The organism is Thermodesulfobacterium hveragerdense DSM 12571 (genome assembly GCF_000423845.1).
GTDB lineage: Bacteria > Desulfobacterota > Thermodesulfobacteria > Thermodesulfobacteriales > Thermodesulfobacteriaceae > Thermodesulfobacterium > Thermodesulfobacterium hveragerdense.
In genome coordinates this window covers 1-24,923 of sequence record NZ_KE384097.1, presented here as the reverse complement: position 1 = coordinate 24,923, position 24,923 = coordinate 1, and the positions used below count along the sequence as shown (strand labels likewise).

Here is a 24,923-nt window from a genome sequence, read left to right as displayed (position 1 = left end):
TCATGAGGGTTGATTCTTCAGATTTATTTTTACAAAAATTAGTCGTCGGTTTTTTTTGGAAACTTTCCAATTCTTTTAATCCTATAGCAGACTGGTTTAAAGTTAATAAAGATTATGTGGTAAGAGAAATTAAAGACAAGGAAGACTTGGTTTTTCTGATTAAAAATAGACTTTTAAAGGTATTGGTGATAGGTGTCAATTCTTTAGAGGAAGTTTATGAGATTAAACAATTTTTAGATTTTAAGATCTCTGTTGAACTAAGAAGAGAACTTGAGTTGATATATGTAAGCCCTCAGGTAGAAACTTTAGACCCAAAGACCACCTTTTTATGGAGTGCCAATTTAGTTTTAAACCCTCAGCATTTATCAGAATTTTCAACCATTTATACCAAAAGTCTTTCTTACTGGGAAGATCTTTATAAACATTTTAAGAAGGCTAAAGAGTACTTTTTTGAAAAAACTCTTGAGAGGTACTTATGATAGTAAAAAAAGCAGTCCTCCCTGTAGCAGGACTTGGGACAAGGATGCTTCCGATTACTAAAGTGGTCCCTAAGGAGCTTTTACCTGTGATAGAAAGACCTACTATAGAGTATGTGATAAACGAAGCAATCCAGTCTGGAGTTAATACACTGGTTTTTATCATTTCTCAAGGTAAGGGTAAGATTATAGATTATTTTGATATCGATTTAAACTTAAGGAGTTTTCTTAAAGAAAGAAAAAAGACAGAACTTTTAGAAAAGGTACAAGAGGTAGAAGAAAAGATCAAACATCTTATAGAGGTTAGACAAAAGGTGCCTGAGGGGTTAGGACATGCTATTTTGATGGCAGAAAAGGCGGTAGGTGAAGAACCATTTGCTGTTTTGTTAGGAGATGACTTGGTAGATGCAGATCCACCCTGTATTAAACAGATGTTAGACGTTTATCAAAGTTTGTCTTCCGAAAGTTCTGAAATAAGCCTTATAGGAGTTGAAGAGGTAACCTGGAAAGATGTTTCTAAGTACGGAATTATAGAGGGGGAAAGGGTAAGCACAGACCTTATAAAGATAAGAAAGGTAGTAGAAAAACCTAAACCCGAAGAGGCTCCTTCTAATCTTGCTATCATAGGGCGTTATATCTTTAGTCCTATAGTGTTTGATTATCTTAAAAGAATACCTAAGGTCAATGGAGAATATCAGCTTACCGATGCTATTCAGCTTATGATAGATGAAGGACATGAGGTATATGCCTATTTATTTAAAGGAAAAAGGTTTGATACAGGAAACAAAGAGGGTTTTTTTCAAGCTATTCTTCATTACGCATGTAAAGACCCTAAGCTTGAGGCAGTTTTAAGAAATTTTTACAAAGAACGGTTTCAAGATTAAAAATTTAAACCTTAAATGTATCTTGTTGAGGTAGTCCTTCCTTTACCATTACAACAAACTTTTTCTTACTTAAGTGATAGGTTTATCCTTCCTGGGGTAAGGTGTATTGTTTCTTTTAGAAACTCAAGGTTAATAGGGATTGTGCTAAACTGTGAGTTAGCTGAGGAAAATCTCGTCAAAAATTCTCCTTTTACCTACAAAGAAGTAGAAGAAGTAATAGACAAAGAACCTATCGTTCCTCCAAAGATGTTTTCTTTTCTTGAATGGGTAGCAAATTATTATCTATGTGCTTTAGGTTTGATGTACAAAATAGCCCTTCCTTCTGGGACCTTTAGTCTTCCTAAAAAACGAATTTTTCTTACCTCACAAGGAAAAGAGGCTTTGAAAAAAGGAGACCTTCCTGAGGTTTTTTCTTTAATCAAAACAAAAGGATATGAGTTTAAGACTTTTCTTAGAAAGACTAAACTTTCTTCTAAAGATTTGCAAAAATGGAAAAAACAAGGACTGATAGAAATTCAATACTATTTTCCTGAGGTCAAAATCCCCACAGAAGTCTTTATTAAAATAAAGCCCGATATTTCAGAAGATTTAATAGAAAAAAACGAAATTTTACGTTATATCAATAAATTAAAAGAAATTCCTGAAAAAGTTTTGAAAAGTCTTTTTTCTTCTGAAGAGGTAAACAAGTTAATTAAAAAAGGGTTTTTAGAGCGGGTAGAGTATTTGAAAATGAGAAAGATTTCTATGTTTATGTCTGTTCCAGAGGAGTATCGTTTGACCCCTTTACAAAGGGAGGTTTTTTTGAAGATTAAGGAAAGGCTTGATAAAGGAGGTTTTTATCCTGTTTTGCTTTTTGGGGTTACAGGAAGTGGTAAGTCTTTAATATATTTAGAGGCCATAAAGGAGGTCTTAAATCAGGGGAAAAAAGTTTTGGTTCTGGTTCCTGAAATCGTGTTAACCACTTATATGGAGATGTTATTACTTAAACATTTCAAAACAGACATAGCAGTTCTTCATAGTGGTCTTTCTGCGGGAGAAAGATTTAGAGAGTGGCAAAGAATCATTAAGGGTGAGGTTAAAATCGTGGTAGGAGCAAGGTCTGCTATATTTGCTCCTATAGAAGGATTGGGATTGATAGTGGTAGATGAAGAGCATGACCCTTCTTATAAAGAGGAGACCCTTCCCTGTAAATATAATGCCAGAGATCTTGCTCTGGTAAGAGGTAACTTAGAAAACATACCGGTAATTTTAGGCTCAGCTACCCCAAGCATAAAAACTTTTTACAAGGCTGTTGAAGGAAAATATGATCTTTTGGTTCTAAAAGAACGTCCTTATACAAAACTTCCAGAGGTTCGTCTTATAAAGCATCCAGGGTTTAAGCTGATTAACTCATCTTTAAAAAAAGCTATAGATGAAGAACTTACCAAAGGTAAATCGGTATTTTTATATCTTAACCGAAGAGGATATGCCCCTTTGGTTAGGTGCGAAGATTGTCATCATCTTTGGGAATGCCCTAATTGCGGTATTCCTTTAACCTATCATAAAGAAGAAGACAGCCTTTTATGTCATTACTGTGGTTTTGAGTTAACCAAAACTTTAGTTTGTCCTGTTTGTAAAGGGACTAACTTAAAGTTCTATCGTGCAGGAACAGAAAGGGTAGAAGAAGAGTTAAGAAAGATTTTTCCAGAAGTAGAGGTAATACGATTAGATAGGGATAGTATCAATACAGAAAAAAAGTTTTTAAAGATCATGGAAAAAATTTACCAACCTATCGCCAAAATTATCGTAGGTACCCAAATGGGGGTTCATGGGCACAACTTTCCAGAGGTAAGTTTAGTAGGGGTTTTAAGGGCAGAGGAGGGCTTGTTTATTCCCTCTTATAAAGCTGCAGAAAGGACCTTCCATCTTCTTACTCAGGCCGCAGGTCGGGCTGGAAGAAAGACCGAAAGAGGCAAGGTATTTTTCCAAACCTCCTTAGAGGAACACTATGTGATAAAGTATGCCTTGACCCAGGACTACGAAAGTTTTTACAAAGAGGAAATCGCGCTAAGGAAGGCTTTTTTATTCCCCCCTTTTATAAGACTTGCAGTCATAAGAATAGAGGGTATAAAAGAAGAAATAGTTAAGCAAGGAAGCATTAAAGCCAAAGAATTTTTAGAAAAAATTGTAGAAGACGAGGGCTTGGAAGGGATCTGGGTTATAGGCCCCTCTCCTTGTCCTTTTAGAAAGTTAAAAGGTTTTCATCGGTGGCATATCCTTATCAAGTCAGAAAGCTATAAAAAAATTAATCAAGTTTTAAGAAGTTTTTTGGGTAGATTTAGGGTAGAAGGTTTAAAAATAACCTACGATATAGACCCGGAAGACCTTTTATAAGGTAAAGGTGACGAGGTTTCGGTTTTTATGTTAGGAAAAGCTGTTTTTTTTGAAAAGCTTTCTAACGAGCAGTTTAACATAATGGAACAAAAAACACTTTTCAGGGAGATTTTTATGTCTGAGGTTTATGTTAAAAGGTTTATGGGCTTGAGCCTTCTTTTACTTGTGCAGTAGTCTTTAAGGTAGATCTTTATTAGCTTGTTAAAGAGGCAGATAAAGTTTTAACTTTTTAAAGTTAAAAACCAAAACTATAAATAAGGTTTACATTTTTTAAAAAAGGCATATATTATAAAAGTTGATATGATAAAAACTTCAAAAGTCAAGATAGAAAAACTGTCTTCTGAGAGGTTTTCTTCAGTATATCAATTTGACCTTAGGCCTCTTGAGCTGGAAAGTTTTTTAGACGAATATATAGTAGGACAAAGAGAGGCCAAGGCGATTATTTCTACCAAGATATGTACTCACTTCCAGAAAATTAAACATTATGTCTTAAAGAGAAACGAGGATTTTGATTTTGTGAAAAACAACCTTCTTATAATAGGTCCTACTGGAGTGGGTAAAACCTATATGATGAAGTTAATAGCCAGAAAAATAGGAGTTCCTTTTGTAAAAGGGGATGCAACCAAGTTTAGCGAGACAGGTTATGTAGGTGGGGATATAGAAGACTTGATAAGAGAACTTTACTGGGAAGCAGGAGGAGACCTTGAAAAAGCCCATTATGGGATGGTTTTTTTAGACGAAATAGACAAGATAGCCTCTACCGGAGAAACCATAGGACCAGACGTTTCCCGTACAGGAGTACAAAGGGCTTTATTAAAACCTTTAGAGGAAACCATGGTAGAAATCAAGTTTCCTCCTGAGGTAGGTCCTGGGGTTGAGCATAAGGATATTTTTGACAGAAATCGCAAAAGAAAGATAGTTTTAAACACTAAGCATGTTCTTTTTGTAGCAAGTGGTGCCTTCCAGGGTTTAGAGGATATCATAAAAAAAAGGCTAAAAAAACAAAAGATGGGCTTTCTTTCTGAAATAGAAGAAAAATTAGACCAAAAGTTAAATTATTTAAAATTTGTCTCTCCGGAAGACCTTGTTGTTTATGGATTTGAGAGAGAGTTTGTAGGGCGTTTTCCGGTAATTGTAGTATTTGATCCTCTTTCTGAGGAAGAATTTTTTGAAATTCTTGCTAACCCTAACAATCCTATGGTTTTAAACAAGAGAAAAGATTTTAACGTTTATGGAATAACCTTAGCTTTTTCCAATAGGGCTTTAAGAGAAATTGCTAAAGTTAGTGCTAAAGAAAATACCGGGGCCAGAGCCTTGGTGATGGTGTTGGAGAGAGTTTTAACCCCATACGAAAGACTCTTACCTTCTAAAGGTTTTACACATCTTGGAGTAACCGAAGAGATGGTAAAAGACCCTGAAGGGGTCCTTCAGGCTATGTTAAACTCTCCTAAAAACGACCGTTGGAAAGAAATCTTTAGGGCGTGTCTTTTAGAGGAAGAGGAAAGGTTTAAATGTTATCTTAATTCAAAAGGTATTTTTAAATCCGAAAGTTTTTTTGATTTAACCCCTAAAAGGGTTGAAATGCTCTTTGATTTTTATTTGAACGGGGCTATTGAACTAACCAAGGGGTGGGAAAAACTTGGTTATGTATGGCAACAGGTTAAAAACTATGAAAAATTTTTCGAAAATAGGTATAACTTAAAGATTTGCTTTTCAGATGATGCGATAGACTTCATCATGGAAAGAGCTATAAAAAAAGAAACCGGTGTTTTTAGTATTTGTGAAAAACTTATGTCTCATTTAAAAGATGAACTAATTTATTTAAAAGATTTTTGGGATATAAAAGATATTACCATAACCTCACTTGCTTTTAAAAATCCAGAAAGATTTTATAAACAAACCCTAAAAAATTAGAGGGTATGGTTATATGATCTACTTAGCCCTTTCTGAAGATTTGTTTAAAAAGTTGAAAGAGGTTTTAGAAAAACATAAGATCAAACATAAACTGATAGAAGACGGCGAGACCCTATTTAGATTAGCTAAAAAAGAAAAACCTAAACTGATTGTTTTGGAAAAAGACATTCCTTTGTTAGATGGATTTGCTACGACTTTACTTTTGAAATCACACCCAGAAACTCAAACCATACCTATCGTCGGGATTTGTAAAGTTCCATTAAAAGAGGAAGAACATAGGGCTAAGGATTGTGGTTGTGATGATATTTTAGTCTATCCTTTTAAGGAAGAGGAGTTTTTAAACAAAGTTTTAAAATACATAAAAAGGTAGAGGTAAAAAAGTAATGATAGGGATTTCTAAACTTTATTGTGGAACCATAGAGGCTTCAGACCCTTTAAGGTATGGGAGGCACTCAAAAAACCTTCCATCCCATCTTCTTCAATTTTCAGCAGACAAAAAGCCAGTGGTAGTATGGAACGTAACCAAGGCTTGTAATCTTAGGTGTATTCACTGTTATGCTAAGGCAGATAACAAGCCCCATCCAGAAGAACTTACCACTAAAGAAGGTATGGCTTTGCTTGAGGATTTGTCCCAGTTTGGAGTACCTGTGGTCTTATTTTCTGGGGGAGAACCTCTGGTAAGGTCAGATATTTTAGATTTGATAAGAAAGGCTGTAGAGTTAGGGATGAGGGCTGTGCTTTCTACCAACGGTATTTTAATAGACGAACCTTTAGCCAAGGAACTGAAAAAATTAGGGCTTTCCTACGTAGGGATTAGCCTTGACGGATGGAAAGAGGTGCATGACAGGTTTAGAGGAGTAAAGGGCTGTTTTGACAAAGTTATCTCTGCTATAGAAAACTGTAAAAAAGAAGGAATAAAAGTAGGTCTAAGATTTACTATCAATAAACTTAATGCCCAAGAAATTCCTAAGGTTTTTGATTTGGTTGAGGAACTTTCTATTCCAAGGATATGTTTTTATCATTTAGTCTATGCCGGAAGAGGTAGCTCTTTGATTGATATGGATTTAGACCATGAGGAAACTCGATATTGGGTAGACTACATCATAGATCGCACTAAAGAGTTGCATGATAAAGGACATAAAGTAGAGGTGTTAACCGTAGATAATCATGCCGACGGTCCCTATTTATATCTTAGGATGAAAAGAGAAGGAAATCCAAGGGCAGAAGAGGTCTATGAACTTCTTAAGATGAACGGAGGTAACAACAGTGGGGTAGGTATAGGATGTATTTCTTGGGATGGAGAGGTTCATGGAGACCAGTTTTGGAGGCACTATTCTTTTGGTAACGTGAGGGAAAGACCTTTTAGTCAGATCTGGACAGATCTTTCAGACCCGTTGATGGCTAAACTTAAAGAGAAAAAGAAGCATGTTAAGGGGAGATGCGCTGCTTGCAAGTTTTTGGAAGTATGTGGCGGAAACTTTAGGGTGAGGGCAGAGGCAGTCACAGGAGATGTTTGGGCTCCTGACCCAGCTTGTTATCTAACTGACGAAGAGATAGGTATAGCCTAAAATTCTACCTAAGGAGAAATTTATGAATAAGATAGAAAGGGCTCTTATAAGCGTAACAGATAAAAAGAGGGTAGTGGAGTTAGCTAAAGAACTTGAAAACTTAGGGATAGAAATCATCTCTACAGGTGGTACAGCCAAGGTTTTGAGAGAAGCTGGGGTTAAAGTGGTAGAGATTAGCGAAGTTACAGGTTCTCCTGAAATTTTAGAAGGAAGAGTAAAAACGTTACATCCACATATTCATGGAGGAATTCTTTTTAAAAGAGATAACCCAGAGCATGTAGAAACTATCAAAAATCTTCAGATAAAACCTATAGACTTGGTGGTGGTAAATCTCTATGCCTTTGAAAAAGTGGTAGAAAAAGGAGGGGATTTAGAGGAAGCTATAGAAAACATAGACATAGGAGGTCCTACTTTACTTAGGGCTTCTGCCAAAAATTTTAAATATGTTACGGTAGTGGTAGACCCAGGAGATTATGAAAAGGTTCTTGAAGAAATAAGAACCTACGGAAACACCACCCTTAAAACCAGGTTTGAGCTTGCTAAAAAGGTGTTTGCTTTAACCAGTGGTTATGATAAAACCATCTTTGATTACCTATCAAAGTTTGGTGTATAAAAGATGTTTTGTGTTTCTTTGGCTAAAACAAAAATTAATCAAGTTTGCGAACAGATAGAAAAATTCTCAGAAATAACAGACCTTTTTGAAATAAGGGTTGATAGTTTAGAAAATCCTTCAAAAGATGAAATTTTAAAAGTTTTTTTCTATCCTTTTAGGTTTATCTTTACTTTAAGAACTTATCGAGAAGGGGGAAAAGCACAGGTCTCCCCTCAGTCTTATGCAGATTGGATTCTATGGGCCTTACAACAACCTTTTTATCTGGTAGATGTAGAATGGCGTTATTTGAAGAAATATTATAAATTATTTGACCTAACTAATTCTTTTTATGATAAAATTTTGGTTTCTTATCATAATTTTAACCGAACTCCTGAAAAGGGATATCTAAAGAGGATGTTATGCGAGATGGGAGATAAGGGGGTTATAAAGGCCAAGATTGTGACCATGGCTAAGGTTTTCGAAGATAGTTTAAGACTTTTAGACTTGATAAGATTTGCCAAGGAGTTAGGGATAGAGCTTATAACCTTTGGTATGGGAGATGCAGGGAGTTTAAGTCGGGTATTATGTTTACTTGCTGGATCACCTTTTACTTATGTAGCTCCTTCTAAAGAAGAGACAGTAGCACCTGGACAAATCGACCTTTTGACTGCTAAAACTATATACTCTAATCTTTTAGACCATTTACCTAAACCTTCTTGAAGATAAGCCTAATGTATGAGGTATATGGAGTAATAGGATATCCTGTTAAACATTCTCTGTCTCCGGTTATACATAACTTAGGGTTTAAACTTTTAGGGCTCAAATCAGTTTACGGCACTTTTGAAGTCTCTCCTGAAAACTTTGAACAAGCAGTCATGGGAATCAAAACCTTAGGAATTCAAGGAGTATCTGTAACAGTTCCTTATAAAGAACGTATTGTGAAATACTTAGACGAAATAGATAAAACTTCTTCTGAAATAGGGGCTGTAAATACGGTTGTGGTAGAAGGAGGGAGGTTTTTAGGTTTTAACACAGATTGGATAGGGGTGTTAAAGGCTTTTGAGGAAAATGGGATAAGTTTGAAAGGCAAACAAGTAGTGGTAATCGGTGCAGGAGGAGCGGCTAAGGCGGTAGTTTATGCCGCAAAAAAAGCTGAAGCAAGAGAAATAGTGATTTATAACAGAACTTATCAAAAGGCAGTTGAACTTTCTCAAAAATTTGGTGGTGTACCCAAACCTTGGGATGAGCTAAAAAAGGCTGAAGGAGAGGTTATCATCCAAACCACAAGTGTGGGGTTAAATTCTGAAGAAAGCGTAGTTGGACCAGAAGTACTTTTAAGGTTTAAGGTTGCGATGGATCTGGTTTATTCACCGCTTAAAACCACTTTTTTGACCTATGCTGAGGAAAAAGGTTGTAAGGTTATAGATGGCCTTCAAATGCTATTTTATCAAGGGATTGAGCAACTTAAACTTTGGTCTAAAAAAAGTTTATCTCAGGAAATTTTGTCTATTATTCAAAAAGAGCTTTATGCCGAAGTGCAGAGGAGACAAACTTGATGAAAAGTGTTAAACCGATACGTCCCTTAAAAGGTTTAAAAAAAATAGAGATAGAATTACCTTCTTCTAAGAGTTTAACCCAGAGATCTTTAGTTTGTGCTTCCCTAGCAGAAGGGAAGTCTCGCCTGATAAACCCTTTGATAAGTGAAGATACCTTGCTTTTAAAAGACGCTTTGGTTGCTACTAAGGTAGAGGTTAAAGTAGTTGATGAAGAGAAACTTTGGGAGATCAAGGGAGGTTTTCCTCCTTTACTTTCGGGTGTAAAGGTTTATTTAGGGAATAATGGGACAGGTTCAAGATTTTTCTTAAGTTATGCCTGTTTAGGGAAGGGAAGTTTTATAGATATTTACGGAAAGCCAAGGCTTCATGAAAGACCAGTAAAACACCTGATAGAGGCTTTAAGAAAATTAAACGCAAAAATCGAATGTTTAGAAAAAGAAGGGTATTTTCCTGTACGGGTAAAATCAAACGTTCTTAGATCTGAAAACATCATTTTGCCAGGAGATGTTAGCAGTCAGTTTGTGTCTTCGTTATTGTTAATAGGACCTTATCTTCCTAACGGTGCAGAGATTTTGATAGAAGGATCATTTTTTTCACGTCCTTATGTAGAGATTACTTTAGAGGTTATGAAAGAGTTTGGGGTAGAGGTTTATGCTGAAGAAAGATTTTTTAAGGTAAGTCCTGGTAGGTATAAACCGTCGGTGTATGAGATCGAGGCTGATGCCTCAAGTTCTTCATATTTTTTAGGTTTACCTTTGATTTTAGGGGAAGGGGAAGTAGTAGTAAAGAACTATAATTGTTTTTCTAAACAGGGAGATACTAAATTTATAGATTTTATCAAAAAGATGGGAGCTTACGTAGAACCTCTTTATCCTAAAGGTGTAAGGGTAGCCTTTAAAGGAAGACCTAAAGCCGTAGAACTTGACTTAAAGGATACCCCAGACCTTTTTCCTACGATGTGTGTTTTAGGGGCTGTGGCTGAAGGTAAAACAATACTTAAAGGAGCTCCTCATCTTAGGTTTAAAGAAACCGACCGTATAAAAGCTATGGTGACTGAACTACAAAAAATAGGAGTTAATGCTCAAGAACTTCCTGACGGAGCTGTGATAGAAGGTACCCAGGAGTTTCTGCCTGCAGAGATAGAAACTTATGACGACCATCGAATAGCTATGTCCTTTGCCCTTTTAGGGTTAAAAACCGGAAAGATTAAAATAATAAACCCTGAATGTGTAACCAAATCTTTTCCTGATTTTTGGAAATATTTTGAAAATCTTTATGGATAAGGTGTTATTAATAGGTTTTAGGGCAGTAGGTAAAACTACCGTAGGTAGACTCCTTAGTAAGGCTTTAAACTGGGATTTTATAGATACAGACCAAGAGGTTCAAAACCTTTCCGGGAAAACGATAAAAGAGATAGTCGAAAACGAAGGATGGGAGGCTTTTAGGAGGATTGAAAAAGAGATTTTGGTTAGGTTGGTTGATAGGAGAAAAATAGTGATTGCTTTAGGTGGGGGAGGAGTTTTACATCAACAAGAAATTAAAGCCTTAAAATCAAAAGCGTTGGTTGTATGGCTTAAAGCCTCACCTGAAACCATTATAGAAAGAATGCTTAAAGATGAAAAAACCCTAAAAGAAAGGCCTAAGCTTACCTCTGAAGATTTAACTTCAGAGGTTCTTCAAGTTTTAAAATCGCGAGAAACTCTCTATCGTGAGTTTGCAGATTTAAGTATAGATACCGAGCAAAAGTCTCCAAAAGACATACTGGATTTAATACTTAAACAATTGAAAAACCAAAATATGGTAGGGGAAATTATATGAAGATAGAAAGGTTGATCGTAGGAAGTTTTGAGGTCTGCTGTTATATCGTCTATTGTGAAGACACCAAAGAAGGGGTTATCATAGACCCTGGAGCAGAAGACTCAAGAATTTTAGAGCTAATTAAGACTTTGGGTATTAAGGTAAAAGCTATTTTAGGTACCCACGGACATCCTGATCATGTAGTAGGTGTTTCCTTTTTGAAGGAAGCTTTAAACGTTCCCTTTGGGTTGCATGAGGAAGACGACAGGTTTTTTCAAGATAAGAACAATTTTTCTTTTTTCAGGTCTTGGGGTTTTCCAGAAAATCCAAAAGCAGACCTTAGGTTAAAAGAAGGTGATGAAATTGTTTTTGGAAAGGAGAAACTAAAGGTTATACATACCCCTGGACATTCTCCTGGGTCGATTTGTTTTTATAGTTCCCAAGAACAGGTTTTGTTTACAGGGGATACTTTGTTTGTAGAAGGGGTGGGAAGGGCAGATTTACCTGGGGGTAATTTTTTTCAGATGATGAATTCTATCAAGGAAAAGATCTTAACCCTACCAGAAGAAACTCATATTTTTCCAGGACATGATTATGGATCTAAGCCTGTATCTACTATAGGAGAGGAAAAGATTAACAATCCTTTCTTAGAAGAGGTTTTATAATCTTCCTATTCCTTCGTAGCTAAATCCTAAGGATTTTACCACGGAAGGTTCATAAATATTTCTCATGTCTATGATCAAAGGATTCTTCATCACCTTTTTCAGTTGAGAGAGGTCTAAAAACCTGAATTCATTCCATTCAGTAAGAAGTACCAATCCATCTGTTTGAGTAGCACAGTTTAAAGGATCAGAGGCATATTCTATGTTAAGTCCTTTGGCAGCTTTTTTAAACTCTTCCATAGCTACAGGGTCATAAACCTTTACTTTTGCTCCTTTTTCTAAAAGTACGGGGATGATAGATAAAGCAGGGCTTTCTCTGACATCGCTTGTGTTAGGTTTAAAAGAAAGTCCTAAAACTCCTATAGTTTTATCCTTAAGGTCTCTTAAAAATCTTTCTAATTTTTCTATCACTCTTAGTTTCTGTTTTTCGTTGACTTCTACCACTGCCTCAAGGAGTCTAAAAGGTGAGCTTACTTTTCTTCCTTGATGGATAAGAGATTTTACATCCTTAGGTAGACAGGAGCCTCCAAAACCCGGCCCTGGATTTAAAAATTTAGACCCTATTCTTGGGTCTATTCCTATGCCTTTGGCTACCGTAGTAACATCAGCTCCTACTTTTTCACAAAAATTGGCGATTTCATTGATAAAGGAGATTTTAGTAGCTAAAAAGGCGTTGGTTGCATATTTGATAAGTTCAGCGGTTTCAAGGTTGGTTATGAGAAAAGGAGTTTCTGCTAAATATAGAGGACGATAAATGTCTTTTATGATGGCGATGGCATATGAACTTTCTCCTCCGATAACCACCCTATCTGGATGCATAAAATCTTCTACAGCAGAGCCTTCTCTTAAAAATTCAGGATTAGAAATTACATCCACAGCTACAGAGGTTTTTTTATTTGAATCTATCAGGTTTTTGATCCATCTGTTAGTCCCTACAGGTACTGTGCTTTTGGTAACGATAACCTTATATTCATCGATGATCTCGGATAAGGATAGGGCTACTTCTTTTATTTGGGAAAGGTCTGCAGAACCATCAGGATTAGGAGGCGTTCCTACACAGATAAAGACTACCAAAGAATTTTTAACTGCCTCTTCTAAATTTGTAGTAAAAAACAGTCGTTTTGCCTTTACGTTCTTTTTTACCAATTCCTCTAAGCCAGGCTCATAAAAAGGTATAACTCCATTTATTAATTTGTTTATTTTTTCTTGGTCTTTATCTACACAAAAAACCTTCATACCAAAGTCTGCTAACCCTGCACCAGAAACTAACCCTACATATCCTGTCCCTATGATGGTAATGTGCATCTTCTTCCTCTTAAGTTAGTAATTTAAATTATGAACGTTTTTTTTGAGTGTTAGAAGACTTAACTGTTATTTTGGTATTTTTTTTCGTAGTTTTAGCCATCTTTGTTTTTAACTTAGAAGTTTTTTGGAGTTTAAGGGCCAATGTTTTATTTTTACCATTCTTGGTAGTTTTTTTGACGAATTTGTTAGATTTTTTGGAACTTTTAGCTACTGATTTTGCTTTGAAAATTTTACTTTTAGACACATGATGCATCGGAATCTGTGAGGTTACTACTGTGGTAAGGTATAAAGGTTCTGCTTTGTTTTCTAAAACTAATCTGCTAAACTTAATTAGTTCTTTAGAATCACGCCATAAACTTTCTCTTGAAGGAGCTCCAAGTACAGAGGTTATGATTAAACGATTGTTAACTTGAGAAGCTGTTACCAAACAATGTTTAGAAGCCCTGGTAAAACCCGTTTTTCCACCTAACACATAACCTTTTAACTCTGGGTCTTCTAAAAGGGTGTTAGTGTTTTTAAGTACAAGCACCCTTCCGTTTTCCGAAGCTATGATTTTCGTAGGAGTATGGATGATTTCCTTTATTAGAGGATACTTAAGAGCATGATAAAGAATCAAGGATAGTTCATAGGCAGTGGTATACTGTCCAGGAGCAGGCAACCCAGAAGCAGAAGTAAAATGAGAATTCTTTAATCCTAATTCCTTTGCCTTCTGGTTCATGTAAAGGGTAAAGTTTTCTTCAGAACCTGCCACTTCTTCTGCCAGAGCTACCGCAGCTTGGTTGGAAGATTTCATAAGCGTTAAATACAGAAGGTCTCTTACTGTATAAACCTCTCCTTCTTTTAAAAGAGGAGCAACACTCTGGGTTTCAGCTGCGTTTTTAGAAATGGTTACTTTCTTGTTTAAAGATAGTTTGTCTAAAACCACCATTGCTGTAACTAATTTTACCGTGCTTGCAGGAGGTATTTTAAGGTTAGGATTTTTGGCAAAAAGAACTTTCCCTGTGGTTGCATCTAAAGTAACCGCAGTTATAGCACTTATCTCAGATAAACTGTTTATGTCTTCAGCTAATCCTTGTTTTCCAAAGAGGATTAAGCAAAAAAATAAAATTAATCCTAAAAATTTTTTTATGTTTTTTTTCATTTTTTTCTCCTCCTTTTTTAAATTTTTAAGTAAATTTAAAGCTAAAACTTAAAAAACTTTAAAAGAGCTAAAAAATATAGTCAAAACTTCCAAGATTTTTCTAAAATTACCATAAAAAACCAAAAAAGTCAAATATTAAAAAACGATAAAACTTTAAAAAAAACAAAGAATGGTTAAAATTTAAGAAGAAACAGGGTTTATTTGATTAAATTACTATATTATTACGATTATTTAGGGTTTCTGATTATGAAAAACAAAGAAGTAGCTGATATCTTAGACAAAGTAGCAGCATTTTTAGAGATAAAGGGAGACAATCCTTACAGGATTAGGGCTTATCAAAGGGCAGCTCAAGTGATAGAGTCTTTATCTCAGGACGTGGAAGTGTTGGCTAAAGAAAATAAATTGGAAAAACTCCCAGGAATTGGTGTAGATTTAGCAGGTAAAATTAAAGAGATTTTGCAAACAGGAACCTTAAAACTTTATGAAGAGCTAAAGTCAGAGATACCACCGGTGCTTCTTACTTTTTTAGAAATCCCGGGACTTGGTCCAAAAAAAGTAAAAGTGCTTTATGAAAAGTTAAACATTTTAAGCTTAGACGAATTGGAAAAAGCCTGTAAAGAGCATCGGTTGGCTAAACTTCCTGGTTTTGGGATAAAAACCGAGGAAAACATCCTAAAAGGAATAAAACTTTTTAAAGAAAAAATAGGAAGAAGACCTTTAGGAGAGATTTTGCCTATAGCAGAAGAGATAGTCCAAACTCTTAAAGCCATAAGTCCTGTGGAGCAGATTGCTATAGCCGGAAGTATAAGAAGAAGAAAAGAGAGTGTCAAAGACATCGATGTGCTTATTACTTCTCAAAAGCCAGAGCAGGTGATGAAAAAGGTCGTTGAACTACCTTTAGTGGAAGAGGTGATAGCCTTTGGAGAAACTAAAACAAGCGTTAGGTTAAAAACAGGTATTCAAATGGACGTAAGGGTAGTGAGTCCTGACTCTTGGGGAGCGGCTTTAGCTTATTTTACAGGTTCGAAAGCCCATAATATTAGGGTAAGAGAACTTGCCTTAGAAAAAGGTTTAAAAATAAACGAATATGGAGTTTACAAAGGTGAGATTAAAATTGCTGGGAAGACTGAAGAAGAAGTTTATCAGGTGTTAGGTCTTCCTTTTATACCTCCTGAACTTAGAGAAGACCGTGGCGAAATAGAAGCAGCTCTTGAAGGAAGATTGCCTAAGTTGGTAGAGTATCAAGAAATAAAAGGAGATGGACATGTACATTCAAAATATAGTGACGGCAAGGCAAGCTTACAAGAAATCGTTCAAAAAGCTGAAGCGATGGGGCTTGAATGGGTTATAGTTTGCGATCATTCTCAAGGATTAAAAGTGGCGGGAGGGGTACCTGTAGAAGACCTTTTTAAGAAAAAAAAAGAAATAGAAGAAATAAACAAAAGATCCAAAAAGGTTAAACTGATTTTTGGAGCAGAGGTAGACATACTTTCAGATGGTTCTTTAGATTATCCTGATGAGGTATTGAAAGAGATAGACTTTGTGATTGCTGCTATCCATACAGGTTTTCAGCAATCTGAGGAACAGATTACCCAAAGAATTATCTCTGCTTTAAAACATCCTTTAGTTCATGCGATAGCCCATCCTACAGGTAGGGTCATCGGAGAAAGAGAACCTTATGCCGTAAACCTTTCCAAAATAATAGAAGTAGCCGCTCAATATCAAAGAGCTTTGGAAATAAACGCTTATTACAAAAGGTTAGATTTAAACGATGTCAACATAAGAGCAGCCATAGAAAAAGGGATACCTGTTATCATAGGGACTGATGCACATTTTATAGATCAGATGGATTACCTACACTTAGGGACAGCTACCGCAAGAAGAGGTTGGTGTGAAAAAAGAAATGTTTTAAATACTCTTTCTTATTCAGACCTTATATCTTGGTTAAAGAGGTTAAGACCATAGGTGAAAAGAGAGTACCTTGAGTTACAACAAGTTTCAACCCATAATCTCAAAGGTTTTGCCCTTAAAATTCCATTAAACTCTTTAGTCGTTATCACCGGCCCTTCAGGCTCTGGAAAGAGTTCCCTTGCTATAGATACGATCGCCGAAGAAGGGAAAAATCGACTTTTAAAGATTTTGAATTATGATAAAGAATTTTACGTAACTACTTCTTATCAAGCGACTTTTTCTTCTTCTATACCTCCTGTCTTTGCTTTAACTCAGGGCGTAAGAAATTGGTTCCCTTATAAAACCGTTGGAGAGTTTTTAGGACTGTTAAAGGTTTTAGAGGTTTTATTTTTACATGAAGGAGAGGTTTTTTGTGCTTCCTGTGGGGCTTTTAACAGGATACATTCTATCTCTCAGGTTCTTTCTTGGTATGAAACCTTAAAAGAAGGGACTAAATTTTATTTTTTAGTTCCACTTTTAGGGGTTACTCCTAAAGCTATCGAATATTTAATTTCTCAAGGTTTCGTAAAATATCTCGTAGACGATAAAGAAATAGACCTCTCAGAAGAAATACTGCCTCAAAGTTTTAATGAAGTTTTTTTGATTTTAGACAGGATGGTTAAAGAAGGGAAGGGCAGAGATAGGTTGGTTGAAAACATAAGAATTAGTTTTTCTCTTAGTAACGGAAGGTTTTTCTTAAAAACTACCGAAGGGCTGCAAGCTCAGTTTAGTTTAAGGCCTGTTTGTTTTCAATGCGGCAGCATCCTACCGATGGGTTGGTTTTATTGTAAAACCTGCGGAGGTAGAGGTTATAAACAAAAGGTAGCCTGTGACACTTGTAATGGATTAAAGTTAAGAGAAGAGGTTTTAAAAAGTAGGATAGGGGAGGTTAGTATAGAAAAATTTTTAAGATTAGACCTTAAAAGTTTTAAGGAGTTTTTATCAAGATTTTCTGAAGTTAAAGGCTTAGAGAATTTTGTAAAGTCTTTACTATATAAGTTAAAACAAGCTGAATTTTTAGGAATAGCCTATCTTAGCCCTTCCACCCCTGTGTTTAAGCTTTCTGTAGGGGAGAAAAAACTGATAGAGGTTTTGCAGGTTTTAACCGCAGATCTTACTCACTGCCTTTTTGTTCTTGATGAACCTACTTTAGGACTTGAATTAGACCAGAGGTTTAAAGTGTTAGAATTTCTGAAAAATCTTGTAAAAAAAGGAAACTCATTGTTAGTCGTAGAACATGATCCCTATTTTATCTCTGAAGCAGATTTTATCATCGAGTTAGGGTTTGGAGGAGGAGAGAAAGGAGGATACTTGGTAGAAGCAGATTTTACTCCTTTATATTTTGAAAAAAATCGCACCTTAACCTCAGGTTATTTTTCAGGAAAGAAAAGGATTGTTAAAAAAGAAAAAACAAGAGACACAGAAATGGTTGATCTATCTTTACCTTTGGGTCGTGTTAAGATTTTTTCTAACCGGATAAATCTTATTTACGGAAGGCCTGGGAGTGGTAAAACGAAAGTTTTTAAACAACTTTTTGAGTTTTTAGGCAATCAGGGTAAACAGGTGGTTTTCAGTGATCTCTCAGTTTTTGAAAAAAAACAGGATTGGGTTATCCAGTATCTAAACGTTTGGGACACGTTAAGAGAAGTTTTGGCTCAAGTTCCTTCGGCAAGGGTAAAAGGTCTTACTAAAAGATATTTTAGTTTTACTACCAAAGAAGGAGTTTGTGTGGGTTGTCAGGGTAAAGGTAAAAAAATCTACAAAGAAGAAGAAACTGTGATAGAAGTTTTGTGTGAAGAATGTTTGGGTAAAAGATTAAGTTTAGAGGTATTAAACTTAGAATACAAAGGTTTTAAAATTTTTGAACTTTTAGATTTTACCATAGAAGAGGCCATTCAGGTTTTTTCAAACCTTCCTAAGGTAAAAGAAAAGTTGATGCATCTCATAGACATCGGACTTGGGTATTTAAGGCTTTCTCAAGAAGTCCGGACCCTTTCTGGAGGAGAAAAAAGTAGGCTTTCTTTGATAAAAAGTTTAACCGAGAAAAAACACGTGGAATATATTTTCTTAGAGTTTCCTTTTGAAGGGCTACATTTAGAAGATATAAACAGGCTTTATCAGTGGATAGAAAAGATGGTTGCAAAAGCTGTGACTTTTATTATCTTAGAGACAAACCCGTTGGCTGTGTTTTTAGCTGATTTTTTAACAGAGGTTCAAAACCAGAAGATAATTTTTCAAGGTTCTTTGGAGGACTGGCTAAAGGCTCAACCTGAAACACTTAAAGAAAAGTTTGCGTTTTATCAGCGTTTTGTGGCTAAATTTTAGAAAGAGGGAGGGTTTTTATGGATGTAAGGGTAGGAGGTATTTTATTAGCTCTCTTGTTGGTTTTGGGAGAATATTTTGATATTCCCTGGGGTATTACTAACCAACCTTTTTTTAATTTATTTGTTCTTTGGTTAGGAGCTTTTTTTTCTGCCAATCTTTTTAAAGAGTGTGGCTTAAGGATACCGGCTAATCAAGAATGGACTAAAAGTCTTATTGCTGGTGTTTTAATGGGTATAGGAGCATTTTTAGCAGCAGGAGACAACGTTACCTCTTTTGTAATGCCCTTTGTTAACCTTTCTGCAGGTTCTTTGGTGGTAATGGTTGGTTTGTGGATAGGGGGTTTTATAGGGATAAAATATCAGCTAAAAGAGTTAGAAAAAAAGCAACAGGTTAGAGCGATACAAATAAGATTTACCAAGTTAAATCCTCTGCTGGCTTTACTAAGCCTTGGGGTTTTGGTTTGGTTGTGTTTTAAGTCCTGGGATCTTGTTCTTTGGGCAGCTATAGGAATGGTTCTACAAAAAAGCAACTGGTGTATGGTGAATACGCTAAAAGAACCTTTCTTTTCAGAAAAAAACATAAATACCCAAGCTGTGGTTTTAACCTTAGGATTAGCGGTTTCAGGTATATGGGGACTCAAGTATTACCAAGTATTAGAACCATATACCTATGTTTTACCAAATTTTGGAGTCTTAGGTCTTGTCGGAGGGATAATCTTTGGATTAGGGATGTTGTTAGCAGGTTCTTGTGGAGCAAGTCTCTTTGCGAAATCAGGAGAGGGAGACCTTAAGTCTTTCATTACCTTAGGGGTTTTACTAAGCTGTTATAAAGCTTTAAACTCAACCATCTCTCTTTCTTCCTTACAAGGACCGCTAAAAAATCAGACCATTTATCTGCCAGATTATTTTGGTTATCCAGGGGCTCTTTTAATCTCATTGGTGGTGTTAGGTTTCTGGTTGACTTTTAGTTGGTGGAACAGCAAAACCAAAAAGTTGTTAAAGCGTTATTATATTTGAAGTGGTTTATTTTAACTTTAGTAATTTTATCAAGATATAAGCAAGGAAAACGGCCCCTGATATCCTTATCACCCATAAATACCAGGGGCTGTTTTTAAGATAATTCCAGATAAATCGTTTTTTATTCATCTTTTATCACCTCATAAACCTCAGAGAGGTGTCTGTAGCGTTCAGCAAAGTCTAAACCATAACCTACCAAAAACCCTTTTTCTACTTCAAATCCAACGTAATCTACCGGCACATCTACTTTTCTTCTTTCTCTTTTATTGATCAGAGCACAAACTTTAAGGGTTTTAGGGTTTAACTCTTTAATCCTTTCATACAAAAATTTTAAGGTAAGTCCGGTATCAACGATGTCTTCTACGATGATTACGTTTTTGCCCTCTACAGGTAATTCTAAATCTTTTACCAATTCAACTTTTCCAGAAGATTTGTCAGAAAGTCCATAACTTCTAACCCGAACAAAATCAACCTCTACATTAGGATTTCTGATATGCTTAACAAGGTCTGAAAGAAACATAAAAGCTCCTTTCAACGTACCTATAAATACTATCGGTTCTTCGTTAAAATCTTTATCAATTTTATCGGATAACTCTTTTATTTTGCGTAAAATTTCTTCTTCAGATATAATAAGTTTTAGTTGAGGTTTTTCCATGTGTTAGCCCCTCGTTATATGTCTAATTCTCTATATTCTAAGGCGTGTTTATAGATAAATTCTCTTCTTGGTTCTACGTTTTCTCCCATGAGAATAGAAAAAAGCTCATCTGCCTTTTCAGCATCTTTGATGGTTACTTGTTTTAAAACCCTTTTTTGAGGGTCCATTGTGGTTTCCCACAACTGTTTTGAGTTCATCTCTCCTAATCCCTTATATCTCTGTACAAATAAACCTTTTCTTCCTTCTTCTCTAAGATAAGAAAGAATTTCAGAAATAGAGAAAAACCAGTTATCCCAAGACTTTTTTTCTCCTTTATACTCTATGTGAATTGTCTGCCCCAGATTAGGTTTAAGGTGAGAAAATACCTTTAAAGCCTCCCTGTAGTCTCTTTCTAAGATTAGTTCTGGTCCAACCAAACAGGAAACGGTCGCTTCTTTTTCAGAAAACACGAAAAATTCATAGTATTTTGGATTATAACTACTGGATTTTGTTTTGGAAACTTTAAATCCTGCTTTTTGACAATCTATAGCTATTTGTTCTATCTTGTTTAGATCTTCAAAATAGGTAAGATTGTCAAAACCTCCCTGAAGTAGAATTAGTACTACCTGAGGGGGATAGGTTTTTTTTAGTAAGTTAAGAAGCAGTCTATCAAGTTTAGCACAATTAAGGAAGAAAGATTTGAAATCCTTTAATAAAAAGGTTTGTTGATCTTTAGTAAAAGAGATCTTTACGTTTTCTGCCAACTTATTTATGATATACTTATCTAACTCTTCGTCGTTTTTTAGGTAAACTTCTTTTTTGCCATCAACCACCCTATAAAGGGGAGGTTGAGCTATAAAAATCCAACCTCTTTCTATCAACTCAAACATCTGTCTGTAAAAAAAGGTTAGTAAAAGGGTCCTTATATGAGCTCCATCTACGTCGGCATCAGTCATGATGATTATTTTATGATATTTACATTTATCTGGGTTAAAACTTTCAGGACCTATCCCAGTGCCTAAAGCTGCTATCAGGCCTTTTATTTCTTCAGAAGAAAGCATTTTTTCTATATTAGCTTTTTCTACGTTAAGAATTTTCCCTTTCAAAGGAAGGATAGCCTGAAATCTTCTATCTCTGGCTTGTTTGGCAGACCCTCCTGCAGAATCTCCCTCTACTATAAAAAGTTCTCTTTTTTCTGGAGCTTTTTCTGAACAGTCAGCCAGTTTACCAGCTACGATAAAATCTTCTATTTCACTTTTTTTTCTTACCAGTTCTTTAGCCTTTCTTGAGGCCTCTCTTGCCTTGGCGGCTATTACCAATTTTTGGATAATTTTTTTGGCTTCTCCAGGATTTTCTTCGAAAAATTTTAAGAGTCCTTCATAAACTATTGATTCTACGATAGGTTTTACTTCGCTGTTTCCAAGCTTCATTTTGGTTTGTCCTTCAAACTGTGGGTCAGGCACTTTAAGAGAGATTACACCGCAAAGTCCTTCTTTTACATCCTCTCCTTCGATTTTTATCTTAAACTGCTTGGGAACTTTATCGTCTGAAATATAGCGATTTATGGCTTTGGTAAGGGCAGCCCTAAACCCTATCACATGGGTGCCTCCTTCCTTGGTAAAGATGTTGTTTACATAGCTGTAAATGGTCTCTGTATAGCCTGAATTATATTGTAGTGCTATCTCTACTTTTATGTTTTCTTTTTCTCCTTCAATGTATATTACTTTAGAATGGACAGGATTTTTTTTAGCGTTTAATCCCTTGACTAACTCTACGATACCTCCTTTATAGTGAAACTTTTCTGTATAACCTATTCTTTCGTCTATAAGATGAAGTTTTATGGCTGGGTTTAAGTAGGCTAATTCTTTTACCCTTCTCTTTATTATGTCTAAGTCAAACTCTAAATCTCCAAAGATTTCTCTGTCAGGCTTAAACCTAACCAAAGTCCCTCTTTTTTTGGTTTCCCCTACTATCTCTACAGGACCGTCTGGAATTCCTCTTTTATAGGTCTGTTTGTAAGTTTTTCCATCTCGGTAAACCTCAGCTATCAACCATTCTGAAAGGGCGTTTACTACCGAAACTCCTACTCCATGAAGTCCACCTGAGACTTTATAAACACCATGGTCAAACTTTGCTCCTGCGTGAAGTCTGGTCATAACCAGTTCCAACCCTGGCACTTTTTCTTCTGGATGAAGGTCTACAGGAATCCCTCTTCCGTTATCTTCTACACTGGCAGAACCGTCAGGATGGATTCTGATCCAGATTTCAGTAGCAAATCCTGCTAAGGCCTCATCTATGGCGTTATCTAAGACTTCCCAAAGCAGATGATGAAATCCTGAAACATCGGTAGACCCTATATACATCGCAGGTCTTGTTCTAACACCTTCTAAACCTGATAAAACTTTAATACTTTGAGCTTCATACTGCATGTTTCTCTCTGTCTCCATAGCCTCTACAGCACCTTTAGATAATTTTTGATTTTGTATTAAAAAACTATAAAACCATAGGCATTAGTAAATACAAAAAACCTTCGTCTCTATAACCGGTTAAGATAGCAGGTATTTTTCCTGCACCTATTTTCATTTCTACTTCTTCGGACTTCATTATTTGTAAGGCATCAAGTAGGTAGTCAGCATTGTAATTAACCACCATAGGTTCTCCTTGATATTCTCCTGGAATCCTTATTTGAGCTTTACCCATTTCGGTTTCCTGGGAAGTAAGAATAACTTCGTTAGGTAGCAACTCTAAGGTGACAGGTTTAAAACGTTCGTTAGCCACCAACGAAACCCTTTTTAACGCATCTATAAAAAGTTTTCTGTCTATCCTTAAAATGTTTTGGTATTCAGAGGGTATTACCATTCGGTAATCAGGATAAGGTCCTTCTATGGTTCTTGCAAAAAAAAGTGCCGTTGAAGTCCAGATAACCACATAGTTATTAGTAAATCCTAACCTTACCAACAGCTCTTCTTCTGCTATCTCTTCTATTTGTTTAGCTGCCTTTTTGGCTATGATAAAACCCTCTGGAAAGTTTTCTATCCCACTAACCTCTCTGTCTAAGAGGGCTAATCTATGACCATCTGAGGATACAGCCCTAAGTTTGCCCTCCTCTCTTAAAGGTTCTAAATAAATCCCAGCCAAAACAAACCGAGTATCCTCTTTAGAAGTACAGAAAGCTGTAGTATCTATAAGTTCTGCCAAGGTTTTTCCAGGAATTTCTACTGTGTGATCCTCTCCAAACTCTGGTAAACTCGGAAAGTCTTCGCCATCCATGATGCTAAGATTATATAAAATTTTTTCTTCTTCATCTTTTATAACCAGTTTGTTTTCCTCTTTTATAAGATAAAGGGTGTCTTCTGGAAAGTTTTTGACTATTTCGTAAAATTTTTTAGCAGAAACACAAAAAGGATCTGAATCTCCTTCTATTTCCACCCAAACTTTACCTTTATACCCTATCTCAAGGTCAGTAGCCGTAAAGTAAAGGGTGTTTTCCTCTAAGTTTGGTTTGATTAAAACCATAGAAAGTACTGCCATGGAAGCCTTTTTATCTGATACTTTTTCTATGTTTTTAAGAACTCGTTCTAACTTGGAGGTATCTACTTTAACCTGCATATGTGCCCCCTGCTTCAAGTTTGCTCTTATTATAACATAAATTTAGTTGTTTGCAGTTTTTTAAGAAAAACGTCTTAAGATTTCTCTTGCTACTACCACTCCTGATACTGAAGCTTGAATTAACCCTCTGGTAATTCCTGCTCCATCCCCTGCGGCAAAGAGATTCCTGATCTCTGTTTCTAAAACAGGGCTAAGATTTATCCTTAGGCTATAAAACTTAACTTCTACTCCGTAAAGCAACGTATAGGGAGAGGCTATACCTGGGATGACTTGATCAAGTGCTTCTAACATCTCTAAAATGTTTACTAAATATCTATAAGGAAGGACAAAACTTAAGTCCCCCGGAGTTGCGCTTTTTAAGGTAGGTTGTACTAAGTTTTTAGCTATCCTTTTTTCGTTAGACCTTCTCCCTCTTTTTATATCTCCTAAGCGCTGGACTAAGACCCCATTTCCTAAAAAATTGGCCAATTTAGAGATGTTTTTTCCGTATAAAACAGGTTCTTTAAAAGGTTCGGTAAAATATGTGCTGCAAAGGATAGCAAAGTTGGTGTTTTCTGTTCTTTGATTAGCATAACTATGGCCGTTTACCGTCCATATGCCGTCTATGTTTTCCATAACCACTTCCCCGTAGGGGTTTACACAAAAGGTTCTTACCTTATCATCAAAAGTTTTTGAGAAATAAACGAACTTAGGCTCATAAACTTTGGACGTAAGGTCCTCCATTATTGCAGCAGGAACTTCCACCCTTACACCAATATCTACAGGATTGATAGCCGTAGAGAGTTTGGGAGTAGAATATAAATTGTGTCTTTTAATAAAATATTTTAGAGGCATAATAAAAATTTTTAATATTTTTTAAATTAATGATAACATAAAACCTAAAAGACTAAACTAACCAGGAGGTCTGTAAAATGGAAAACTTAGACTTAGATTTAGAAAAAGTTTTAAGTGAAATCTCAAAAATTGAATCAAAAGAGGGTATCAAAATGGCTGCTGCACTCCTCTTAAACGCTCTCATGAAAAAAGAAAGAGAAATATTCCTTAGAGATAGTATTGATAATAAAGCTAATGGTTACTATGAAAGACAACTTGCCTGTTTCTTAGGTAACCTTGGTATCTCT

The 24,923-nt window shown here is 35.8% G+C and carries 21 protein-coding genes and 2 pseudogenes; 17 read left to right on the top strand and 6 right to left on the bottom strand.

Features of this window, described 5'->3' with window-relative positions; all coding sequences use genetic code 11:
* Positions 1-2 precede the first annotated feature (2 nt).
* The 13 genes from G580_RS0108745 to G580_RS0108685 all read left to right on the top strand — a co-directional run bounded on the left by G580_RS0108745 (position 3) and on the right by G580_RS0108685 (position 11,825).
* The gene (locus G580_RS0108745; protein WP_028841823.1) at positions 3-479 is read left to right on the top strand and encodes a hypothetical protein; all 477 of its coding nucleotides are present in this window, start codon (positions 3-5) and stop codon (positions 477-479) included.
* Positions 476-1,360: a UTP--glucose-1-phosphate uridylyltransferase gene (locus G580_RS0108740; RefSeq protein WP_028841822.1), complete on the top strand. Its 885-nt coding sequence runs from the start codon at positions 476-478 to the stop codon at positions 1,358-1,360. Before G580_RS0108745 ends, G580_RS0108740 begins: the two co-directional genes overlap by 4 nt.
* 15 nt (positions 1,361-1,375) lie before the next feature.
* A complete protein-coding gene (gene priA, locus G580_RS10730) occupies positions 1,376-3,733 on the top strand; it encodes a replication restart helicase PriA (RefSeq protein WP_051173326.1) in 2,358 nt (785 codons plus the stop codon).
* A 27-nt stretch (positions 3,734-3,760) separates the two neighbouring features.
* Positions 3,761-3,907: a hypothetical protein gene (locus G580_RS11575; RefSeq protein WP_156874819.1), complete on the top strand. Its 147-nt coding sequence runs from the start codon at positions 3,761-3,763 to the stop codon at positions 3,905-3,907.
* Between the two features lie 126 nt (positions 3,908-4,033).
* Complete coding sequence (locus tag G580_RS0108725) at positions 4,034-5,647, top strand: AAA family ATPase (RefSeq protein ID WP_028841821.1); 1,614 nt, start codon at positions 4,034-4,036, stop codon at positions 5,645-5,647.
* A gap of 13 nt (positions 5,648-5,660) precedes the next feature.
* Positions 5,661-6,017: a response regulator gene (locus G580_RS0108720; RefSeq protein WP_028841820.1), complete on the top strand. Its 357-nt coding sequence runs from the start codon at positions 5,661-5,663 to the stop codon at positions 6,015-6,017.
* Between the two features lie 13 nt (positions 6,018-6,030).
* Complete coding sequence (gene ahbC, locus G580_RS0108715; protein ID WP_028841819.1) at positions 6,031-7,215, top strand: 12,18-didecarboxysiroheme deacetylase; 1,185 nt, start codon at positions 6,031-6,033, stop codon at positions 7,213-7,215.
* A 22-nt stretch (positions 7,216-7,237) separates the two neighbouring features.
* Positions 7,238-7,828, top strand: coding sequence for an IMP cyclohydrolase (locus G580_RS0108710; protein ID WP_028841818.1), 591 nt, complete (start codon positions 7,238-7,240; stop codon positions 7,826-7,828).
* 3 nt (positions 7,829-7,831) lie between these two features.
* Positions 7,832-8,527 carry a type I 3-dehydroquinate dehydratase gene (gene aroD / locus G580_RS0108705; RefSeq protein ID WP_028841817.1) on the top strand — a complete coding sequence of 232 codons (696 nt, stop codon included), beginning with the start codon at positions 7,832-7,834 and terminating at the stop codon, positions 8,525-8,527.
* Between the two features lie 11 nt (positions 8,528-8,538).
* Positions 8,539-9,363 (top strand): shikimate dehydrogenase, encoded by an 825-nt coding sequence (locus G580_RS0108700; protein WP_051173325.1) that lies wholly within the window; start codon positions 8,539-8,541, stop codon positions 9,361-9,363.
* Positions 9,363-10,646 (top strand): 3-phosphoshikimate 1-carboxyvinyltransferase, encoded by a 1,284-nt coding sequence (gene aroA, locus G580_RS0108695; protein ID WP_038042006.1) that lies wholly within the window; start codon positions 9,363-9,365, stop codon positions 10,644-10,646. Before G580_RS0108700 ends, aroA begins: the two co-directional genes overlap by 1 nt.
* A complete protein-coding gene (locus G580_RS0108690) occupies positions 10,639-11,181 on the top strand; it encodes a shikimate kinase (RefSeq protein WP_028841814.1) in 543 nt (180 codons plus the stop codon). The genes aroA and G580_RS0108690 overlap by 8 nt, the downstream gene beginning before the upstream one ends.
* Positions 11,178-11,825 carry an MBL fold metallo-hydrolase gene (locus tag G580_RS0108685; RefSeq protein WP_028841813.1) on the top strand — a complete coding sequence of 216 codons (648 nt, stop codon included), beginning with the start codon at positions 11,178-11,180 and terminating at the stop codon, positions 11,823-11,825. Before G580_RS0108690 ends, G580_RS0108685 begins: the two co-directional genes overlap by 4 nt.
* Here the strand turns inward: G580_RS0108685 and G580_RS0108680 are convergent.
* Positions 11,820-13,127 (bottom strand): UDP-glucose dehydrogenase family protein, encoded by a 1,308-nt coding sequence (locus G580_RS0108680; RefSeq protein WP_028841812.1) that lies wholly within the window; start codon positions 13,125-13,127, stop codon positions 11,820-11,822. The two genes, G580_RS0108685 and G580_RS0108680, sit on opposite strands and share 6 nt — an antisense overlap.
* 28 nt (positions 13,128-13,155) lie before the next feature.
* A complete protein-coding gene (locus tag G580_RS10725; RefSeq protein ID WP_051173324.1) occupies positions 13,156-14,268 on the bottom strand; it encodes a D-alanyl-D-alanine carboxypeptidase family protein in 1,113 nt (370 codons plus the stop codon).
* 246 nt (positions 14,269-14,514) lie between these two features.
* On the opposite strand from G580_RS10725, the gene polX reads away from it, so the two are divergent.
* The 3 genes from polX to G580_RS0108660 are packed head-to-tail and all read left to right on the top strand — an operon-like array spanning position 14,515 to position 19,559.
* Positions 14,515-16,233 carry a DNA polymerase/3'-5' exonuclease PolX gene (polX, locus tag G580_RS0108670; RefSeq protein ID WP_028841811.1) on the top strand — a complete coding sequence of 573 codons (1,719 nt, stop codon included), beginning with the start codon at positions 14,515-14,517 and terminating at the stop codon, positions 16,231-16,233.
* Positions 16,234-18,543, top strand: coding sequence for a hypothetical protein (locus G580_RS0108665; RefSeq protein WP_028841810.1), 2,310 nt, complete (start codon positions 16,234-16,236; stop codon positions 18,541-18,543). It begins immediately after the preceding gene.
* Between the two features lie 17 nt (positions 18,544-18,560).
* On the top strand, positions 18,561-19,559 hold the full coding sequence (locus G580_RS0108660) for a YeeE/YedE thiosulfate transporter family protein (RefSeq protein WP_028841809.1): 999 nt from the start codon (positions 18,561-18,563) through the stop codon (positions 19,557-19,559).
* A gap of 121 nt (positions 19,560-19,680) precedes the next feature.
* Here G580_RS0108660 and hpt read toward each other — a convergent pair whose 3' ends face one another.
* From hpt to G580_RS10720, 4 genes and pseudogenes are all read right to left on the bottom strand, one after another.
* Entirely contained in the window at positions 19,681-20,214 is a 534-nt protein-coding gene (gene hpt / locus G580_RS0108650) for a hypoxanthine phosphoribosyltransferase (protein WP_028841808.1), read from the bottom strand.
* Positions 20,215-20,228: 14 nt separating this feature from the next.
* Complete coding sequence (gene gyrB / locus G580_RS0108645; RefSeq protein WP_028841807.1) at positions 20,229-22,640, bottom strand: DNA topoisomerase (ATP-hydrolyzing) subunit B; 2,412 nt, start codon at positions 22,638-22,640, stop codon at positions 20,229-20,231.
* Positions 22,641-22,686: 46 nt separating this feature from the next.
* Positions 22,687-23,802, bottom strand: coding sequence for a DNA polymerase III subunit beta (gene dnaN, locus G580_RS0108640; protein WP_028841806.1), 1,116 nt, complete (start codon positions 23,800-23,802; stop codon positions 22,687-22,689).
* Positions 23,803-23,862: 60 nt separating this feature from the next.
* Positions 23,863-24,585: pseudogene (locus G580_RS10720) on the bottom strand (NAD(P)/FAD-dependent oxidoreductase); the annotation flags it as partial.
* A 128-nt stretch (positions 24,586-24,713) separates the two neighbouring features.
* Here G580_RS10720 and G580_RS10715 point away from each other — a divergent pair.
* Positions 24,714-24,923: pseudogene (locus G580_RS10715) on the top strand (IS256 family transposase); the annotation flags it as partial.

Excerpts from the sequence above, each read along its gene's own strand:
- G580_RS0108745 (WP_028841823.1), top strand. The coding sequence starts at position 3 with ATGAGGGTTGATTCTTCAGATTTATTTTTACAAAAATTAGTCGTCGGT.
- G580_RS0108740 (WP_028841822.1), top strand. The coding sequence starts at position 476 with ATGATAGTAAAAAAAGCAGTCCTCCCTGTAGCAGGACTTGGGACAAGG.
- priA (WP_051173326.1), top strand. The coding sequence starts at position 1,376 with ATGTATCTTGTTGAGGTAGTCCTTCCTTTACCATTACAACAAACTTTT.
- G580_RS11575 (WP_156874819.1), top strand. The coding sequence starts at position 3,761 with ATGTTAGGAAAAGCTGTTTTTTTTGAAAAGCTTTCTAACGAGCAGTTT.
- G580_RS0108725 (WP_028841821.1), top strand. The coding sequence starts at position 4,034 with ATGATAAAAACTTCAAAAGTCAAGATAGAAAAACTGTCTTCTGAGAGG.
- G580_RS0108720 (WP_028841820.1), top strand. The coding sequence starts at position 5,661 with ATGATCTACTTAGCCCTTTCTGAAGATTTGTTTAAAAAGTTGAAAGAG.
- ahbC (WP_028841819.1), top strand. The coding sequence starts at position 6,031 with ATGATAGGGATTTCTAAACTTTATTGTGGAACCATAGAGGCTTCAGAC.
- G580_RS0108710 (WP_028841818.1), top strand. The coding sequence starts at position 7,238 with ATGAATAAGATAGAAAGGGCTCTTATAAGCGTAACAGATAAAAAGAGG.
- aroD (WP_028841817.1), top strand. The coding sequence starts at position 7,832 with ATGTTTTGTGTTTCTTTGGCTAAAACAAAAATTAATCAAGTTTGCGAA.
- G580_RS0108700 (WP_051173325.1), top strand. The coding sequence starts at position 8,539 with ATGTATGAGGTATATGGAGTAATAGGATATCCTGTTAAACATTCTCTG.
- aroA (WP_038042006.1), top strand. The coding sequence starts at position 9,363 with ATGAAAAGTGTTAAACCGATACGTCCCTTAAAAGGTTTAAAAAAAATA.
- G580_RS0108690 (WP_028841814.1), top strand. The coding sequence starts at position 10,639 with ATGGATAAGGTGTTATTAATAGGTTTTAGGGCAGTAGGTAAAACTACC.
- G580_RS0108685 (WP_028841813.1), top strand. The coding sequence starts at position 11,178 with ATGAAGATAGAAAGGTTGATCGTAGGAAGTTTTGAGGTCTGCTGTTAT.
- G580_RS0108680 (WP_028841812.1), bottom strand. The coding sequence starts at position 13,127 with ATGCACATTACCATCATAGGGACAGGATATGTAGGGTTAGTTTCTGGT.
- G580_RS10725 (WP_051173324.1), bottom strand. The coding sequence starts at position 14,268 with ATGAAAAAAAACATAAAAAAATTTTTAGGATTAATTTTATTTTTTTGC.
- polX (WP_028841811.1), top strand. The coding sequence starts at position 14,515 with ATGAAAAACAAAGAAGTAGCTGATATCTTAGACAAAGTAGCAGCATTT.
- G580_RS0108660 (WP_028841809.1), top strand. The coding sequence starts at position 18,561 with ATGGATGTAAGGGTAGGAGGTATTTTATTAGCTCTCTTGTTGGTTTTG.
- hpt (WP_028841808.1), bottom strand. The coding sequence starts at position 20,214 with ATGGAAAAACCTCAACTAAAACTTATTATATCTGAAGAAGAAATTTTA.
- gyrB (WP_028841807.1), bottom strand. The coding sequence starts at position 22,640 with ATGGAGACAGAGAGAAACATGCAGTATGAAGCTCAAAGTATTAAAGTT.
- dnaN (WP_028841806.1), bottom strand. The coding sequence starts at position 23,802 with ATGCAGGTTAAAGTAGATACCTCCAAGTTAGAACGAGTTCTTAAAAAC.